Origin of the sequence: Streptococcus sp. 27098_8_148 (assembly GCF_041432105.1) — a bacterium.
GTDB classification, from domain to species: domain Bacteria; phylum Bacillota; class Bacilli; order Lactobacillales; family Streptococcaceae; genus Streptococcus; species Streptococcus parasanguinis_AE.
Map to the genome: position 1 here is coordinate 96,020 of NZ_JAPVYY010000003.1, position 19,167 is coordinate 115,186.

At 38.1% G+C, this 19,167-nt stretch carries 18 protein-coding genes; 2 read left to right on the forward strand and 16 right to left on the reverse strand.

Going from position 1 to position 19,167, the window contains the following annotated elements; genetic code table 11:
* Nucleotides 1-9: 9 nt before the first annotated feature.
* From O3646_RS03485 to O3646_RS03550, 14 genes are all read right to left on the reverse strand, one after another.
* Nucleotides 10-1,497 (reverse strand): DUF2142 domain-containing protein, encoded by a 1,488-nt coding sequence (locus tag O3646_RS03485; protein WP_049522869.1) that lies wholly within the window; start codon nt 1,495-1,497, stop codon nt 10-12.
* Nucleotides 1,498-1,507: 10 nt separating this feature from the next.
* Nucleotides 1,508-3,253, reverse strand: coding sequence for a rhamnan synthesis F family protein (locus O3646_RS03490; protein ID WP_247920162.1), 1,746 nt, complete (start codon nt 3,251-3,253; stop codon nt 1,508-1,510).
* 1 nt (nt 3,254) lies between these two features.
* Entirely contained in the window at nt 3,255-4,604 is a 1,350-nt protein-coding gene (locus O3646_RS03495) for a glycosyltransferase family 2 protein (RefSeq protein ID WP_049522871.1), read from the reverse strand.
* 12 nt (nt 4,605-4,616) lie between these two features.
* Nucleotides 4,617-5,840, reverse strand: coding sequence for an ABC transporter ATP-binding protein (locus tag O3646_RS03500; protein ID WP_049522872.1), 1,224 nt, complete (start codon nt 5,838-5,840; stop codon nt 4,617-4,619).
* Nucleotides 5,840-6,646, reverse strand: a complete 807-nt coding sequence (locus O3646_RS03505) for an ABC transporter permease (RefSeq protein ID WP_003003247.1) — start codon at nt 6,644-6,646, stop codon at nt 5,840-5,842. The genes O3646_RS03500 and O3646_RS03505 overlap by 1 nt, the downstream gene beginning before the upstream one ends.
* Complete coding sequence (locus O3646_RS03510) at nt 6,646-7,587, reverse strand: glycosyltransferase family 2 protein (RefSeq protein ID WP_049522873.1); 942 nt, start codon at nt 7,585-7,587, stop codon at nt 6,646-6,648. The genes O3646_RS03505 and O3646_RS03510 overlap by 1 nt, the downstream gene beginning before the upstream one ends.
* The gene (gene cps2T, locus O3646_RS03515; protein ID WP_049522874.1) at nt 7,584-8,732 is read right to left on the reverse strand and encodes a beta 1-4 rhamnosyltransferase Cps2T; all 1,149 of its coding nucleotides are present in this window, start codon (nt 8,730-8,732) and stop codon (nt 7,584-7,586) included. Before cps2T ends, O3646_RS03510 begins: the two co-directional genes overlap by 4 nt.
* Before the next feature lie 107 nt (nt 8,733-8,839).
* Complete coding sequence (rfbD, locus tag O3646_RS03520) at nt 8,840-9,691, reverse strand: dTDP-4-dehydrorhamnose reductase (RefSeq protein ID WP_049522875.1); 852 nt, start codon at nt 9,689-9,691, stop codon at nt 8,840-8,842.
* A gap of 65 nt (nt 9,692-9,756) precedes the next feature.
* Nucleotides 9,757-10,683 (reverse strand): glycosyltransferase family 2 protein, encoded by a 927-nt coding sequence (locus tag O3646_RS03525; RefSeq protein ID WP_049522876.1) that lies wholly within the window; start codon nt 10,681-10,683, stop codon nt 9,757-9,759.
* Between the two features lie 56 nt (nt 10,684-10,739).
* Nucleotides 10,740-11,714 carry a glycosyltransferase family 2 protein gene (locus O3646_RS03530; protein WP_239683028.1) on the reverse strand — a complete coding sequence of 325 codons (975 nt, stop codon included), beginning with the start codon at nt 11,712-11,714 and terminating at the stop codon, nt 10,740-10,742.
* A 98-nt stretch (nt 11,715-11,812) separates the two neighbouring features.
* Complete coding sequence (locus O3646_RS03535) at nt 11,813-12,595, reverse strand: glycosyltransferase (protein WP_049515577.1); 783 nt, start codon at nt 12,593-12,595, stop codon at nt 11,813-11,815.
* Nucleotides 12,579-13,856: a polysaccharide biosynthesis protein gene (locus tag O3646_RS03540; RefSeq protein ID WP_065427739.1), complete on the reverse strand. Its 1,278-nt coding sequence runs from the start codon at nt 13,854-13,856 to the stop codon at nt 12,579-12,581. The genes O3646_RS03535 and O3646_RS03540 overlap by 17 nt, the downstream gene beginning before the upstream one ends.
* Nucleotides 13,846-14,181, reverse strand: coding sequence for a DUF2304 domain-containing protein (locus tag O3646_RS03545; RefSeq protein ID WP_049515582.1), 336 nt, complete (start codon nt 14,179-14,181; stop codon nt 13,846-13,848). Before O3646_RS03545 ends, O3646_RS03540 begins: the two co-directional genes overlap by 11 nt.
* A gap of 1 nt (nt 14,182) precedes the next feature.
* Complete coding sequence (locus O3646_RS03550) at nt 14,183-14,893, reverse strand: glycosyltransferase family 2 protein (protein ID WP_031574211.1); 711 nt, start codon at nt 14,891-14,893, stop codon at nt 14,183-14,185.
* A gap of 127 nt (nt 14,894-15,020) precedes the next feature.
* Here O3646_RS03550 and O3646_RS03555 point away from each other — a divergent pair, with 127 nt between their 5' ends.
* Entirely contained in the window at nt 15,021-16,001 is a 981-nt protein-coding gene (locus O3646_RS03555) for a Gfo/Idh/MocA family protein (protein ID WP_371610550.1), read from the forward strand.
* Nucleotides 15,998-17,083: a DEAD/DEAH box helicase gene (locus tag O3646_RS03560; RefSeq protein WP_371610551.1), complete on the forward strand. Its 1,086-nt coding sequence runs from the start codon at nt 15,998-16,000 to the stop codon at nt 17,081-17,083. Before O3646_RS03555 ends, O3646_RS03560 begins: the two co-directional genes overlap by 4 nt.
* 42 nt (nt 17,084-17,125) lie before the next feature.
* On the opposite strand, the gene O3646_RS03565 is transcribed toward O3646_RS03560, so the two are convergent.
* Both O3646_RS03565 and O3646_RS03570 read right to left on the reverse strand, forming a co-directional pair.
* Nucleotides 17,126-18,508 carry a polysaccharide deacetylase family protein gene (locus O3646_RS03565; RefSeq protein ID WP_371610552.1) on the reverse strand — a complete coding sequence of 461 codons (1,383 nt, stop codon included), beginning with the start codon at nt 18,506-18,508 and terminating at the stop codon, nt 17,126-17,128.
* 257 nt (nt 18,509-18,765) lie between these two features.
* A complete protein-coding gene (locus O3646_RS03570) occupies nt 18,766-19,146 on the reverse strand; it encodes a VOC family protein (protein WP_003006623.1) in 381 nt (126 codons plus the stop codon).
* Between the last annotated feature and the right edge of the window lie 21 nt (nt 19,147-19,167).

Consider the following 19,167-nt stretch of genomic DNA (forward strand, 5'->3'; position numbering starts at 1 on the left):
AAAATTTTTTTATCCCTGCAATTGAGTGTATATTCCGATACTAATTGTTAAAATATTTAAATACACTAACATATATTGCAAACTACATTCAAAATTCGAATCTTCATTTTGAATGGTCATATCTAAAAAACCAAATAATTTTCTAAACCATGATCCACAAAAAAGTGGCAAAAACATCAGAATAAAATAATAATAACGACCTTGTACACCACCTACAGTAATATCACCTTTGTGGTATACCCTAGGATCTCCTGAAATAGCAATTACTATTAATGAGGCAATACCTGCAAGTAAAAGAAGACAGTAATATTTAAAAAATGTTGGCATTTCAATTTTATTTTTTAATGCAATGACAAACATAGCGAAAAAGAAAGTAACTATCGAAATTGCAATTAAAAACGGAGACGATTCTGAAACATATTTCAATGGTTCAGAAACAAAGTCATGAATAATACCGTATGGCGCTAAAAGTAAAGTTCTAATTAATGGTAATGGATGTGTTACAAAATATAATAGTCCTGGTCCTTTGCCTGACAAAGCATTGTCTGAAGCAAACAATTTAATGATTCCAACGTATGTAAAGGAAATTAACAAATTTAAACCAAACAGGATTGAACTGAATTTTCTTACTGATTTATCCTGGTAATACTTATTTGGCAATATTGAAAATAGACTTCCAATTAATACAAACGGAAATTTTGCAAATGAAAATAATAATGTAGAGAATTGAAATGCAAAAGCATATTTTCTATCAATTTTACGTTCACCTGATAGAATATTTGTCAATAAAGCAAGACTAATTAATGTTGCTCCAAAATATAAATAATCATAATGATAACCTGCTATGATGTACAATACTGCAGGAAATGTAGAAAATAAATATATCGCTTCTCTATAAACTTTGCTGATTTTTAATGCAATAAATACTAGAATGGCATATGCTATTACTTCGAAGATTCTTCCCAAATAATAGGAAACAAACACTTTTTTAGAGATTAATCTACCTATATTCCATCCAATTGCACTAGGAATGAAGGCTGGATTATCAAATCCAACTCTTACTCCTTTAATTTTACTTTTCTTATGCTCAACATTGAACCAATAATTTTTATCTTTTTTACTAGGATTTCTTAGTGCATCATATTTAAAAACTGAATTATAATCTTCCAATTTCTCATTAGAATATTTAAAAATAGGACTATCAGAAATACTAATGACGTTTGGTAAATGAGACTCTTCATCTAATCCATATTGAACTGGTTTCACTACTGAAATGACACTACCAAAAATAATTATCAGAAAAAAAGCATTAATTGGCAATTTCTTTTTGTCTTTTGGATCAAAAAGAATAAAATAAATCACAATACTAATAATTAATAGTATAATTTTGAGATTGATAGTAAACTGAAATAAACTAGCCAAAAACACCCTTGAAAATAATACTAAAAATATAGCGATTAAAATATTTCTAATTTTAGTCTTATCAATAACTCCCATATAATTTACTCTACTTTCTTTTTATCATTCTTTTTAGTATATATTTCACAGCTCTTGCAGGACCGATTACGATATACTTCAAGGCTCCTTTGATCCCCCCAATTTGATTAAAGTCCACAAAGGTATGGGGTTGGAGATCTTCACGATTGTTCAATTGCTTATTATCAATAAATGGTGTCAGGACATGAGGATTTTGAGAGATCCTAAAGTCATATTTTTGGTCCCAAGCAATGTAGATCAACAAACGTTCGATCGCATGCAATATCGAATTTTGAGGTAGAGGTTCAGCTGGAACATCTGTTGCTGTCAAATTCAAATCAAAGAGTGGTTTCAAAGCATCATATTTAAACCAAACAAAGGTCCCATAACTCATGACAAAGGTATTGAGATTTTTGAAGTCAATCGTCTTGGTCGCTCCCATCCGTTCCCAGAGCTTATTCATCTCTGGTGAAATAAGAGCCTCATTCCAGGCAACCACTATTCGATTGTAACGGAAGAAAGTTGGAATATCTGCGATAGTGATTCCGACTTTTGGATTGGCTTCCATATTGGCTAGGATTTGATCAGCCGGTTTGACCAACATCTCGATCAATTCTTTCCGCCAAGATTCACCTGCCCAGAAATCTGCTTCTTTGGATTTCTTGGTATGGAAATGACCAACATAATCGTATTTTGAGAGTTGCTCTTTTAAGAGCAGCATTGGTAACACATCTCGTCCAATGTTTCCAGTCACTACAACCGTCGCATCTTGTGACCGATTAGAAAGAATTTGTTCAATAGCCTGCTTCTTCTCTTCTACATCTGTCGTGATCCATAAGTCATAAGCAAAATGAAAGGCTTGGAAAGCATCTAGAAACTCTTCTAAAAGGTCCACATAAAAGACATGAAGATGAACCGCAACTTTTTTACCAAACTCTCCAGCTAATTCCAGTTTTTTCAAGTACTTACGAGACAAGAGATAAGGATAGTCCGGACGATCTATCATAGACATGTGGTTGAGTATCAAATCCAATGGATAGTCCGATACACGCTCCAACTCGTCAAAAATATAAGGCATAATTCCTTCATTGTTTGCAATGGTTTTGACTTTGATGAAAGGAACCTTATGATTGAGAATCGCTGTAGGATTATAGTAAGAAAAGTCCGGATAGAGCATTCCTGTGGTGTCTTCATGAATGGTATCAAAGACAGTCTTATAGCGAAAACCAGCATCCAGGAAATTCGTTGTGACCTTGGTTTCGTAGTTATCGATCACATCCTGAACATTGGTAAAGTCCTGAACTCCCTGCCAAAATTCATGGAAAGTACTTGATTCAATAACCTGTTTTTTAAAGCTAAGATAATAACTCTGAATATGCTCGTTAAAATCCTTGTCTTTCCGGTAATTGGTCATTCCCCAGAAATCCACTTCATTATCCTGTTCGAACTGCTGATAAATTGGTTCTAGATCCCAAAGAGGTCCAAAGCAGGTATCATTCATGAGGGTAACCGAATCAAAATGAGCCAGTTGGTCAAAGCCAACTGTCTTCATTCCATCCCGCCAAGCCGCAAAGTCAAAGCCACTATTTTTGCGCTCTAGAATATCGTCTACCAGATGCTGTGCTACTAAATTAGACTTCACATCTTCTGGTAGTTGACTATTGGAGATAAAGACCACCCGTGAATACAAGGGGCGAATCTTTTCTAATTGATAGAGTACATGTCCACTAATAAAATTGAACTTATTGTAGTGAACATATAAAAGTAAACGTTGCATATTATTTCCTTATTCTTAAGAATTTCAAAATCTTTGTTGGAATGGTCCAACGGCGAGAATGGATGACTGTATTATATGCTTCTTTCGTAGCTTGTAACTCTGCCTCAAGATTTTTCAAACTATTTTGACAATCTAACATTTCGGCAGCAAAAACTTTTCCAATATAATCCGGTGCAGAGGGATTATCTATAGAAATCATTTTATAGCTCAGTTGATACACACCTTCTTCTTCAACTTCATAAATCAATTGAGGATCTGGTTCACTAAAAAGAAACAAATTATCTGTAACGATACCATTACTATAAACTGGCCAGCAAACCTTTCCGTTAGAATCTCTCAATTCAACATCAGAGTAATAACTTGGACTTTCAGACAGATCAACTCGGATAACAGAAGTTCCCTTCGGAATTTCGATTGCTAGACTATCTTCTTTTTGAAGAAGTTTGGTCATGGTACGATCTTCCGAATAAGTATTTTCTTCGTTACCAAAATAAATTGTAACAGACTCCATTCCGATGTGTGAAAGAGAATCCATTGGTTTGGAAAGGCGAATCTCATAAGTATTATTCCGATCTAAAAGAATCCTCGTCATCTCTTTAAAATCAGCATTTGGATACTTATCAAGATAGTCCAGTTGTGTTTGTAGTAACTTATGAAAACGACGTTCTAATCTTTTAAAATCAGTAGGACGAGAATCCGATCCTTGATTAATGGTATAAGCAACTGTCGCTTCATCCAGATAGGCTAAAGAAGTCCGTTGAAAGAGCTCCAATTGGAGGTTGAAAGTATCATCTGATGTCGTTAAGTCTAACTCTTGATTGACTTCTACCATCAGATCTCTATCAACTAGCCATGTAGAGGCCATGGTAAAGCCTCTTGTTGCCAGCATCTTTTCATAAGTATCTGCTAATGGGATCGTATGTTTGGCAAAGCCGGCCTTAGAAACGAGGGTTCCTTGTTCATCATAAATATCAAAATCTGTATTGGACCATTTGCAATCAGGTTCACTTTCTAATAAGTCAACCTGTTTCTGAAGTTTTAAAGGGTCTAACCAAAAATCATCTCCATCACAGCGGGCAATATACTTTCCACGTGCTTCTTTACAGATAGAGACCCAGGTTTTAGAAATTCCCTGATTCTCATCCTGATAAAAGGCACGAATCAGATCAGGGTAGTTGGCTTGATAATCCTGAATGATAGAACGAGATCCATCGCTTGAAGCATCATCCACCAAGATAATCTCATAATCAAACTCTGTCTCTTGGGCTAAGAAGCTATCAATCGTCTTCTTTAGCCAGGGCTCTTTATTAAAAACCGTACAAATAATCGAAACAAAAGGCGTCGTTTCCATATTTCCCTCAGTCTAGTCAGTCATTGACCATGTTCCATTGCGTTGGATTAAGCCACTTGCCGAATCCATTGCTGATTTATCATCCAAAGCGATATCATCTCGATTGATAAAGATCAGTGGAGTCTGGGTGGCATCTGAAAAGGCCAACATCTGCCCTTCCTCATCCCTTACTGTCACTTCCAATTTCATTTTTAAGTCATTTACAGTTGGCAGTGAACAAGTATAATGAACCGTTTTATGCCCAGTTCCACTCATCAGTTGATTCATAGAATTATCATTGTAGATCCAAATGTTCCGATCGATATCTGTTAAAGACAGAGCGATATAGGTCCTGATATCTTCACGAACATCAAAATCAATCTGGAACTGAATAGGATCTTGAGGACGTAATTTGTTTGAGCTTAACAACTGAAGCTGAAAATTTTCAACCAAGATATTTTCTTCCTGGTTTGAATTACCTGCTCCATTAGCTTCTCCTCCCTGTTGCAAAGGAGCTGTATTATCAAAACTGTACTGATTGGCAACATTTTCTGGACTCCCTAAAGCTTTCACCAATCCATTTTCAATCAAAACAGCCTTGTTACAATATTTCTTGACGGCTCCCATATCATGGGTAACCAGGATCGTGGTTTTCCCTGATTTCTTGCGCTCTTGGAAGTAATCGTTACACTTGCGCTGGAAGGCCTCATCTCCTACTGCTAGGACCTCATCCAAAATCAAGATATCGCCTTGGGCCTTAATGGCAACTGAAAAGGCTAGACGAACCTGCATGCCTGATGAGTAGTTCTTAAGCTTTTGGTTCATAAATTCATGCAACTCGGCAAAGTCTACGATATCATCATACATGGCATCAATTTCAGCTGTCGAGAAGCCTAGCATAGCTCCATTCATATAGACATTTTCACGACCTGTCAGTTCTGGGTTAAAGCCCACTCCAAGCTCGATAAAAGACACCAGTTTCCCATCGATAGTAACAGAACCTTTCTCAGGAACATAGATTTCAGAAATGATTTTCAAGAGAGTCGATTTTCCAGAACCGTTTCTTCCGAGGATCCCGAAAAAGTCTCCTTTTTCTACTTCAAAAGAAATATCCTTAAGAACATGTTGTTCTTTGTATCCTTTGATTCCTTTGAAGCGATTGACCAGGGCAGTTCGAAGGCTATTGGTTGCCTCTGTTGGCAACTTAAAGTACTTGCTGACATGGTCTACTTTTACTGCAATTTGTTTATCTGTCATTAGAGAATCTCCGCAAATTTCTTAGCATGTTTGTTAAAGTAAGCAAAGCCAGCAACAAAAATAAGAATTGGCAAGACATAAGGAATCAGAACCAAGAACTTATTTTCCACCAAAAGCCAGACAGGGGTGTTGGCCTTATCAATCAAGAAATAACGCATGTCTTGAATAATTTGAGCCAAAGGATTCATCATGACCAACTTAGCAGCCCATGGATTGCGGTCTGCAATAAAGGTAATCGGATAGATAATTGGCGTCGCATACAAGCCTGCTTGCAGGAGTACTTCCCAGACTTGACCCAAGTCACGGAAACGAACAAAAAATGTCGCTAAGATCAATGCGCATCCTGTCGCCATCAAGAACAACTCAAAGAACAACGGAATCACCATCAAAGCTGTCCAAGAAAATGTCACTCCATTAAAGAATGAAAAAATCAAGACAACAACCAGGTTAATAACAAAGTTGATGGCTGCTCCTGAAATCGCAGACAAGACAATGATGTGTTTGGAGAAGTTCAACTTCCGCAACAGGTCGCCTCGACTAACGATCGACACCATCCCCATAGATGTGGCTTCTGAGAAGAAGCCCCAGATTACATTGGCCAACAAGAGGGCAACTGGGAAATGGGGAACATCTCCACCCAAACGTAAGAATCGGATGAAGACAATATACATGATCGTAAAGGTCATCAAGGGCTTTAAAATGGACCAAAGATAACCAATCGCTGATCCTTGGTAGCGTAATTTAAAGTCTGTTTTGATTAATTCTCTTAATAAAATTCGATTTTTCTGACTAAAAACGTCAAACATTATTTTTTACCTCGATATGCAAACTTTGTCAGAATCAAGCTGGTAAACACAACCGTATGAAAAGCTCGGTTCTTCCGGTAACCATACTGACGAATCCGTCTCAGACGTTCTTTTAGTGGGACATCCATAATGGTCACAAAGTTTTCAATGATTTCTTTAGTTTGGGAACTGACAGGCAGATCCAATAAATTTTTTGCTTGTTCTTGACTGGAATTGATGAGATTCCAATATTTAGCAAACAAAATATGAGGGCGAACCCAGTTTTTGACCCGTTTTCTAAGGGTACGAGCTCCCAGAACATTGCTACTGTGCTGACGGTACAATTCTGTCGGCTGATCGATATAGATGAGCTTCCCAAAGGCAGTTGCCAACAAGGCCAAATACCAGTCATGCATAAGGAGTGCATGTTTTTCTTGACCTGTCCATAACTCTGCCAACGCGTGGTTTATCATGGCTACACCGCCAGTTACCGTATTTTCTGTCAGCTCTTGAATCAGTTCTGTATTGGCATGATCAGACTGGGTGCGAATCATACTCTCATGCTGCACGTTCAAGTTTTCATCGACCACTTTTAAATCTGTGTAGACCAGCAAAGGCACTTCTTGAGGGTACTTGGCCGCTTCTGCTACTTGCAAGGCAATCTTTTCTGGTAGCCAAACATCATCTTGATCACTGAAACAGTAAAGATCAGCTTTTTCATATTTCAGAAGTGCATGGAAGCTCTTGATGACGCCCAGATTTTCAATAGCTCCCTGGTTGATAAAGCGAATGCGCTCATCTTGGGCCACCAACTCTTGAATAATCTTCACCGTACCATCTGTCGACCCATCATCTCGGATCAAGAGTTGCCAGTCTTGATAAGTCTGGTCTTGGATACTTTTGACCTGCTCTTTTAGATACTGTTCACCATTATAGGTGGACAACAAGATATTTACTTTCATGATAAGAATAATTCCTCGTACTCACCTACAATTTTTTCCCAGGTAAAGTTTTGCTTCATATTAGCCTTGGCACGTTGACCCCATTCAGATACATCTTCTAAAGAATCAACCTGGTTGATCAAATGCGCTAAATTTCCATTTTCTTTGGTCCAATAGTGAGCTGTGTCCTTGGCAACCGTTTGGTTAAAGGACACTCCTAAAACTAAATTCAGATCCGTCTGGGCAAGAGCCTCTAAGAGCCCAGGATTAGTTCCGCCCACTTCATGACCATGGATATAGGCAAAGGCTTCTTTACGGATATACTTCAACAGGTCTTGATCATAGACCGTTCCTACAAACTTAACACGAGGATCCTGATCAAATCCAGTTCGAGCTCGGAGCTCCTCAAAATAAGGATTGCCTTCCTGGTTACAAATGATCACCAAATCCCGTTTGGTGGAAGAGGCCATAAATTCACGAATGGCGGTCTCATAATTATTTTCTGGGACAAAGCGGCCCAAAATTAGGTAATAGTTTTTTTCCTGAGTCTGCCACTTCTGATAGAATTCTCGAACCTTATTATCCTGACTGTTTAGTCTGGTCGGAGATAGGTCCGTCCCATAAGCAATATAGGTCGTCTTAGACCAAGAATAGGCTTCCTTGATATAAGACTCTATACCCGGGTTGTCAGAAATCACCAAGTCAGCGTGGCGTGTCATGACCTTTTCAGAATACTTGAGATAGGCTTGGATCGGCTTGGCCCACTTGGCCCGCTTCCACTCCAGTCCATCTGGATTGATATAAAATCGTCCGCCTATCTTATGGATCTTGCTTGCAAAAGGCGCCACAAAGGCTCCGATTGTATTGCCCAAGACGTAAAAAATCGGCTGTTCAATTCCTTGTTTCTTAATAAGCTTCAAGGCATAGTTGATGGCCATCATATCATAGGCGATGACACGCGCAGGCCCAAGCTTAGGGGCTTTAATGGTAAAACAATCCACACCCTTGTAGTCAAAATGTTGATAAGCTTGATCATTAGAAAGGCAGGCAACATGGTACTGGATATCTGGAGACACTTGATGCGAAACCAATTGGTCCACAAAAGTCTCAAAACCGCCATATTGAGCCGGAAGCCCACGACTTCCGATAATAAAAACATGTTGCATAGAGTTCCCTTTCAAATCATTCACAGTCTATTCAATTATACCATTTTCTAGGCTTTTTGCCTAATCCAAACAGAAAAGCGACCCTTGAGGGCCGCTTCAAATTTCTCTTATTTCACTTCTTGTTTATAGAACTCTTTCAAGGCATCTTGCCAAGTAGGAATAACGAATCCAGTAGCTTTCGCTTTTGCCAAACTCATTGTGGAGTTCAGTGGACGTTTTGCCTTAGCTGGAAATTGGCTAGAATCCACTGGCTTCACTTCTACATCCGTATCTTTGAGGATCTCAACCGCAAAGTCATACCAAGTTGTATCTTCTTTCGCATCGTTAGACAAGTGGTAATAACCATATTCCTTACGGTTTTCAGCCAAATAAGTCATAAACTCTGCAAGAGTACGGGTCCAAGTCGGACGACCATGTTGGTCATTAACAACTGTAAGTGTTTTGTGAGTCTTGGCAAGATTTTGCATGGTGAAGACAAAGTTCTTACCGTAGTTCCCGAAGACCCAAGCTGTACGGATGATATAGAAGTTAGACACATGCTTCTCAACCAATTCTTCCCCCATACGTTTGGTACGACCGTACTCAGTTTGAGGATCTGGTTGATCGTCTACTTCCCATTCTTGCCCTACTGGTTTATTCCCATCAAAAACGTAGTCCGTTGAGATATAAACCAAGGTTGCACCGTGTTTTTCAGACGCTTTTGCTACATTTTCTGTACCAGTCACGTTGATGGCATAGTCCAACTCTTTTCCTTCATCTTCTGCAGCATCAACAGCTGTGTAGGCAGCACAGTGATAAACCAAGGTTGGTTTTACTTCCGCAAATACCTCGTCTACTTTCTCTGCATTTGTAATGTCCATCTCAGCCACATCAACAGCTACATATTCTTCATTTCGTTCATCTAACAAATGGCGAAGTTCTGTTCCAAGCTGCCCATTTGCTCCTGTAATTAAAATCATGTTACGTTCCTTTCGAATGCTTTTTCTCTATCATTATAGCAAAAAAAGCAGAAGTTTTCTGCTTTTTACTTACTTTTCTCTTTGATGACATAGATTGGACGTTTCTTGGTTTCCATGAATATCTTACCGATATATTTCCCTAAAATCCCAATGGTTAGTAATTGGAACCCTCCTAGGAAAAGAATCACTGTCATAAGGGATGGCCATCCAGAAGTGGGGTCTCCAAATACTAAAGTACGGATCACAATCAGAATCACCATGATAAAGGCCAGAATCCAAGATAACAGTCCACCAATAAAGGCAATGTTTAATGGGGCATCCGAAAAATTGACAATCCCTTCAATCGAATACTTAAAGAGGGACCAAAAATTCCAAGACGTCTCTCCTGCCACGCGCTCTACATTTTTATATTCGAGGTATTCTGTCTCAAATCCTACCCAAGCAAAAATTCCTTTTGAGAAACGATTGTACTCCGAGAGCTCAAGAATCGCATCGACCATAGGACGACGCATCAAACGAAAATCACGCGCCCCGTCAACCATTTCCACTTGGCTAATATGATTGATCAATTTATAAAACATCCGTGCAAAGAAAGAGCGGATCGGTGGTTCCCCATCCCGGGTTACGCGTCTCGTTCCGACACAGTCTAAATTCGGCTGTTCCTCCAACTTCTGCTTCATTTCGATCAATAACTCAGGAGGGTCCTGCAGATCTACATCCATGACGGTCACGTATTCACCACTAGCACGCTCAAGTCCAGCGTACAGCGCCGCCTCTTTCCCAAAATTTCGAGAAAAAGAAAGGTAGTGCACATTTGAATCTGTAACATGTAGCTTTTGAAGAACAGATAGCGTACCATCTGAAGAGCCATCATTTATAAAAATATATTCAAACTTTTCTCCCATCTTCATCCGAACACGTTCCATTTCTCGATAAAACAATGGAATCGATTCTTCTTCGTTAAAACATGGGACTACAACTGATATAACCATTCATTGCTCCTATTAACATCTGCTACTAAATTATCAGTAAACTGTATATCTTCTAACTACCCTTTACAATACAGTTTTGCAAACAGTTTTAATAAACCGAGCTTTTCAATCAAGTTCATTGTAAAGATAGCTAGTTTAACCATAAACCTCTCATCTCTAATTTCTCGATCAAAAACAGAAAGAGTGGACTTCATTCCATTTATCCTGATCCAATCATTAATTTCTTTATATTGACGTAAAAACTCTGCACTTGTAGAATGTCTCCCACCGTCCAATAACCAATAAAGAGTAAATTTTTTTATAAAAAATTTAATTAATTTAGTTTCAGAAAAATCTTTAGGGATAATCGCTGCAATTTTATCAAGTACATTCTTGATATCTAAATTTGGGTTAAATCCTTTATTTAATGTATTAGAGGCACTATTCTCATTATAAAACCAATTATATCCACAATATGGGATAGTTCTTATATTTTTAGATTTTGTATATACCGTTAAGCTGAATAACAAGTCCTCAGCCAGCGGAATATCTGGAAAAGAAAGTTCGTGATCTACTAAAAATTTTTTTCTATAGATGCGAGCACATGGTGAAATCGATCTATATTTCGACCATTTATCTTTACCCAATTGGATAGAAAATAGTTGTTTACCATCTTGGTTTACTCTCTGAAGGCCACCAATAACTGCATCATCTATCCCACTTGATATTTCATCATAAAACACCTGCAAGTAATCTGGGTTTATATAATCATCACTATCGATAAACATGATGAATTCACCTTTTGCAAGCTTGATACCTTCATTTCTAGTATAGGCTGCACCTTTATTTTCTCGACTCAAAGTTCTAATATTTGGAGAAAATTGTTGGTATTCATTCAATATTTTAAACGAATTATCCTTTGAACCATCATCAATTGCAATAATTTCAAATGATTTAAAACTTTGATTCAAAACGGAATCTATACATCTTTTGAGATATAATTCTGCATTATATACTGGAATAATGACACTAATCTTAGGCGCTTCTTTCACAATCTTATCCTTTATATATTTTAATAGAACCCATAGTTTTTCAAATAATTAAGATATTCATACTTTTATATTGTTATCAAACCTCGAGCACGCAAACTTTAACCATTCGTATCCTGACTCTTTTTATAAAAACGATTTAAACATTTCGCTAATCCGTTTGGCCAAAAGAGTTTAAACATCATGTAATCTTCCTTTGTTCGAGTATTGTCACTAATGGTATTACTCGTTTCAGAGTCTTCATGAATACGATGGCACATTAATTTTTTTGGAACATATACAAATCTGCCATCAAATTTAGCCAAATGGTACCAGGCAAGCCAATCTAGACTAACTCTCCATTCCTCATCAAATCTAAAGCCCTTAACCAATTCTAAATTATAAGTTACAGCAGGGCAACAAATTGGATTTCCAAAAGCAAGAATCCGATTTCTCCACCACCTAGTTTTAGGGAATAATGAGATTGTTTTTAACATTAATGATTTGATTTTTAGATTTGAAGTCGGTTTAATGACCTCTCCATTTTTTTCTTCAAAATAATCAGAATAAAGAATGATAGCATCTTGATGCTTCTTTATCCTCTCTTGAATTTCCATTAAATAGGTTGGCTCATAATAATCATCTTGATGGGCTATTGTAGCATATTGGGTAGTAACAAAAGATAAAGCATTATTCCAATCTTTTCCAATCCCGCCACCTACAGTTGTATTAAACGGAATGGCATATTTTTGGCAAATACTTTCGATAAATACACTTGGAGTAGAAGTATACAAAATGATATTACTTTTTACGGTTTGGCTTAATAACGAGTTTATACAATCCTCTAAAAAAGGACTATCCCCATAAGCACAGATTACAAATGTATGATCATTCCACTGATTCATATTTTTGAATCTCCTTCCTTCTCATAATAACAAAGACAATCCAACTAGCAATGGTGTAAAACAACATAACAATAACAAAACTAAGCCCTGCTCCAAACAAGCCAAACTCCCTCATCACTATAGGCGTAAGAATATTCGTCAATAACGCCATTGCGACATAAACATAGAGTAGATAGACTTGTTTCCTCAATATAATTAAAAAATCACCTATGACAGAAGCTATAGAATATAAAAAGCCGGAAAGCACTAAAATAGTAAGTAATAAACCATAATTTGATAAATCAATACCACTTATAATATTCAAAATAGGAATCCCTATCAAATAGGCCAATATTGATACTACTAGTCCCAAAATCATAAGCAATAATAAAATCTTACGAATCATAGCATTAAATGTATGAAATCTTTTTTCTGACCATTGTTTTGCCAAATCGGTTATTAACGGTCTTAGTGCTAATACAAATAAACTCATAAAGAAAACAGGCATGAATAGAATACTGAAATCCCTTTGAGCACCTTCACGTAATACGCCCTCTACTAGCAATTTATCAATCACTTGTTTTGGATAATTCAATACATATACCAATAAAAAGCCGTTGACAAACAATGGAAGACAAGTTTTCATGATGCTAATTGACCGCTTAAATGTAGCAGATGAAATCTGATTAAAAGGTATCGTTCTTATTTGTTTGGATTGGATGTAATCACCCCCAAAAACAAAAAGAACATTAAAAAAACATAAACAAATTAAAGAAAAAATTAAAGAATTTGAAAGTAACAAACTAATTAGGAGAATGATTGTGCTTAAACTATAACGAAGCACCATTAATTTCCCTGCAATATCTAAACGTTCATGTTGTTGAAATAATCCTTGGAATAAATCAGAAAAAGCATCACATGAACGATAAATAACTGTTAGGATGATAATTAAAAATAAATCCCCTTTTCCAACATTATTTCCACTAAAAAATAAATACGGAAATAGTGAAACTAACATTAAACAAACTGTAATAACCCTAGTTAGCCAATATTCCAAATACGAGTACGTTTCTTTCAAATCAGTCGCCTGATAATTTCTAACTTGAAAAATACCAATGACAACCCATAGGTTTCCAATTGCATAAGCCAAACTAAAATTATCAGCATCACTTGCTGAAGTATAACGAGAGACAATTATCAAATACAATATAGAAACTGCAGCTGCTGCTATATTCCCTGCAAAATTCCAAAAATAAATACTCCTATTTACTTTATTGTTCATTTTCATTCTCACTTCTTAGTAAAGCTATAGTTTGTGACAATCTCTTAATCTGAACGGATTGCTTTGATACAGTACGAGTTAATGAAAAAATTAAAAATATTAATAAAAATGTACTTAATAAAAAAATAAAGTTACTTAGCGTCTGAATACCGAGAAATGAAGATATTGCTCCAATCAAATTAGGAAACCAAATGACTGGCAACGATAGCAAACAAAGAATGAGCCAAGAAATGACATTTCTCAGTTCAACGACTTTCTTTGCAACTAGGCGTAGAATATAAACGATAAAAATAATTACAATAAGGGTTAACCAAATATTTAGCATGTTATTTCTTATATCCTCCACCAATTCTAGCCAATAGCATTGCCATTGTCACCTTGATCATATAGTAAACAGACTTACTGAATGTAATCGATGATTCTCCGTGTTCTCGCTCGTTCATCAAGACCGGTACTTCTGCAACGGAATAGCCTGAGGTTAAGAGGGACACAATCGTTTCTGGTTCTGGATAATCACTTGGATATTGTTTAGCAAATTCTTCAATCACTTTTCGATCAGCCACTCGCAATCCTGATGTAGGATCTGTTACCTTTTGACCGGTTAAAATCTTAATTAATTTTTCAAAAAATGAAATTCCAATCCGTCGCGCGAAGGAGGATTGGAAACCTTGATTTTCAATGAAACGAGAGCCAATCACCATGTTCACATTCTTCTCTTGAAGGACTTGAAGCATCTTTCTGATAAATTCAGGATTATGCTGACCATCTCCATCCACTTGAACAGCATATTGATAGCCATTTTTAACTGCATATTGATAACCAGTCTGGACAGCACCACCAATTCCTAAATTAATCGGTAAATCGATAACATTAAAGTTGTTATTGCGACAAATTTCAAGTGTTTGATCTGTAGAACAATCATTGATAATGACATAATCAAATTCAGGTGTATGTTCTTCAATCATCTTGATTGTTTTTTCAATATTTCCACTCTCATTATAAGCAGGAATAATGATCAATAATTCTGAATTTCTCAATCCTATTGTTTTCCCTTCTAAGCATATCACTTCATTATACAATAATCAGTGCATATTTTCTACTTTATACTGTCCCCTCCCCCTTTTCATGGTATAATAGAGTGAATCGATGACGGAAGGACACCTTATGTTAAAGCTGGGAATTATTGGTACGAGTTGGATTTCACATGAATTTATTACAGCCGCTCATCAGACGGGCCACTATCACTTGCAGGCTGTGTATTCGAGAAAGATGAAGACAGCTCAAGAGTTTTGTGAGCCTTATGGAGCGATCTCTTGCTACACGGATTTCATCGACTTTTTAGACAGTGAGCCGGATGTGGTCTACATTGCCAGCCCCAATTCTCTTCATTTCGCTCAGGCCAAGCTTGCTATTTTAGCAAAGAAGCATGTCATCATTGAAAAACCGGCTGTGACCACCCCTTCTGAATGGAAGGAACTGATCAAGCTCGCTAATGAACACCAGGTCTATCTCTTTGAAGCTGCCAGAAATTACCAAGAAGCAGCCTTTCAAGTAGTTAAAAACTTCCTCTCTAACCAGGAAATACTGGGCGCCAACTTCACCTTTGCCAAATATTCTTCTAAATTGCCGGCCCTTCTTGCAGGTGAGATGCCCAATATTTTCTCAGATGTCTATGCAGGTGGAGCCTTGATGGATCTGGGAGTCTACTGCCTCTACTTGGCCATTGGCTTCTTTGGAGAACCGATCTTCAGCCACTACACCGCTCAGCAATTACCCAATTCGGTTGATCTCTATGGTCAAGGTGTCTTGATTTATCCAGAGTTTCAGGTTGCCATTCAGGCAGGGAAAAATATCACCAGCCATCTACCTGCTGAAATCTACACCAAGACTGGAACACTAACTCTCAATGCTGTAGCAGCCATCAACCAGGCTCGCTTCGTCAGCCATTCTGGAGAGGTCATCGACCTTCCGGTCCAGGCCTGCCCACACCAAATGCAAGAAGAGGCGGAAGCCTTTGCCCTTGCCATCGCTCATCAAAAGCCGTCTGCTTATCTTGAGTGGTTACAAACAGCTGAGCAGGTCCATGAAACCCTCTACCAGATGCGTCAAAGCGCTGGAATACAATTTAAGGATGAAAAAGAATGAAAGAACAATTTCCACAAAGCTGGAAAGACCAGTTAGAAACACTCGGATTTGATACATTCACTGAAATTCAGGAACAGATCTTCTCCCCAATTTATGAAGGAGAAAATGTCCTCGGGATCAGTCCTACTGGAACGGGTAAGACACTCGCCTACCTCTTTCCGAGCTTGCTCAAACTCAAACCGAAGAAGGCCCAACAACTCTTGATTTTAGCTCCTAATACAGAGTTAGCAGGACAAATTTTTGATGTCACCAAACAATGGGCAGAGCCTCTCGGTCTCCAGACACAACTCTTCCTTTCAGGATCTAGTCAAAAACGGCAAATCGAACGCCTCAAAAAAGGACCCGAAATCCTGGTTGGGACGCCTGGTCGGATCTTTGAACTGATCAAGCTGAAAAAGATCAAAATGATGAATGTGGAAACTATCATTTTAGATGAATTCGACCAATTACTGAGCGATTCTCAGTACCACTTCGTCGACAAGATCAGCCACTATGCTCCCCGTGACCACCAATATATCTATATGAGCGCCACAGCCAAGGTCGATCCTGACCAGCTAGAAGAAAATACTCTTCGCATTTCGGTTGATGGAGTTTCTTTGGACAATATCCAACATTTTTATATGCAAGTGGATAAGCGGGACAAGGTCGAATTGCTCCGCAAACTCGCCTACGTCGAAGATTTTCGTGGTCTGGCTTTTTTCAATAGCCTGTCTGATCTGGGTAGTGCTGAAGAAAAACTACAATACCGTGGTGTTGAGGCCGTGTCGCTGGCTAGTGATGTCAATGTCAAATACCGCAAGGTCATCCTGGAACGCTTCAAAGACCATCAGCTAACCCTCTTACTGGCCACCGATTTGGTCGCTCGTGGAATCGATATTGAACATCTTGAATGTGTGATTAACTACGATATCCCCCGTGATGTGGAGACCTATACCCACCGTGCCGGTCGTACAGGACGAATGGGGCATGATGGCTATGTGATTACCTTTATCACCCACCCAGAAGAACTCAAATCCTTAAAAAAATACGCTTCTGTACGTGAACTGGTTTTAAAAAATTCAGAACTCTTTTTAAATGAATAAGAAAATCCTCTGCTAGTGAATGAACTGCAGAGGATTTTTATGTTAATTTCCATTGTAATAAATGCGATGACTTTCAAGTTGATAATCCAACAACTCATCCACCGTTACAAAGGTATAGCCTTGTGATTTGAGGTAGTCAAGGACGGTCGGTAGAGCGTCAATCGTGGTTTGATGGATATCATGCATGAGGATAATCGAACCCGGTTTGACTTCTTTTTTCACTTCATTGAGAATAGCCGTCGTATTATGCGTCTTCCAATCTAGGCTATCCACATCCCACATGATGAAGGATTGGTCGACACCGTATTGGATGGCACTATTGATGGCTCCATACGGAGGACGGGTAATCTTGGTCTGCACACCTGTCGCTTTTTGAATAGCTTCTTGGGTATCCAAGATTTCTTTTTTAGCATTATCCAAGCTCAATTTTGGCAACTGAGGATGATCCCAGGTATGGTTCCCGATTTGATGACCTTCTTTGCGGACTTGCTTAGCAATATCCGGATTCGCGCTGACATTTTTTCCAACCATAAAGAAGGTAGCTTTAGCATTGTATTTCTTTAAGATGGCCAGCGCCTGAGGAGTCGTGGTTGGATCTGGTCCATCATCAAAGGTCAGGGCAATCATCTTACGGTGGCGTTCTTCTATATAGGATTCATAAGAAGCTAGATCATCAGGAAGCAAGCGCTCTGAATCGATCACATCATAGAATTTAGACAAGGGAACAGTGAAGGTATCATCTCCTTTAACCTTGGTTGGAAATGGAATGGTGAAATTTCCTTTTTCATATTGGAATTCCCATTGGCTCAAATCCAACTCTGAGAAGTGGGCAACCATTTGATCAATGCTTTCCTCGTCCAACTGACGAAAGGCTAGATTCCCTCGTAATTCCTCCAAAAAGATCTGCTTGGCTCCATCTGGATCCGCAAAAACTTGGCTGAGGGTCAGAGGATTGTTCTCATCATCCAAGTAAAAGAGGGGCAACTTCGCCGTCTCATCTTTGATGAATTTCCCTTTTTTGTACTGGTATTCAGACCGCTTAATCTGGATCGGGTGATAGCCAACAAAAGGCCCTTCTGCTTCTTCACTATGGTAGAAGGTCAAATGCTTTGGTTCTTTGGTTTTTTCATCGGATCCTAGACGCTGAAGGTCTTCTTGAATCTTCTCTTTCACAATCTCAACAGGCTGTCCATCTTTAGTAGGATAATAAGCCGTCACATAAGAAGTTCCTAAAATCCCTTCCTGAACTTGAACATCTTTCCCTTTTTCAGAGCTTTTCTCTAGTTGGGTGACCTTATCAAACTGATCCTGATAGGCTTTTTGTTCACGAACCCTTTGAATCTTTTGATAGCTAATATACAAAAGACTCAATAAAAGGAGATTTGTAATGATTAATAAAATAGTTTTCGTGTGTTTGAATCTCATAACTTTATTATAGCAAATTTCTCTCGAAAAAACATTCCTTTTTTGTAAATGGTTTCATAAAAAAGAGAGAGTGGGACAGAAATCGGTAATTTGTAAGAATTCGATTTCGTCGTCCCACCTCCGCACAGTTGAGTAGGGCTGTAAAATCTGATGAAGTCAGCGTAGTAGAGCCCACTCAACCACTGCGTCTTGCTCGACAATCCAAAAATAATTGAGAGGCTAGGACTTTTATCCCAGCCTCCTATTTTTAGTCCCTCTTATTTTTCGCGAATGACTTCTACTTTATATCCATCCGGATCTACAACGAAATAGTAATTCGGTTGCGTTCCTGGAAGACCTTTTGGTTCCGTCACTTCATAGCCTTTAGCCTTGTGTTCAGCATTCAAACCTTCTAGATCAGGAGTACTCAAGGCAACGTGAGCATAGCCGTCTCCAATAACATATGGACCATGATCATAATTGTAAGTCAATTCCAACTCATAGTCATCTCCAGGCAAGGCCAAATAAACAATCGTGAACTTGTAGTCTGGGAAATCTTTCCGACGTTTTTCTTCAAAACCAAAAGCATCTTGGTAAAAAGCGATTGATTTTTCTAAGTTTTCCACACGAAGGCAAGTGTGCAACATTTTTGAACTCATAGGTTTTCCTCTTTTCTATTT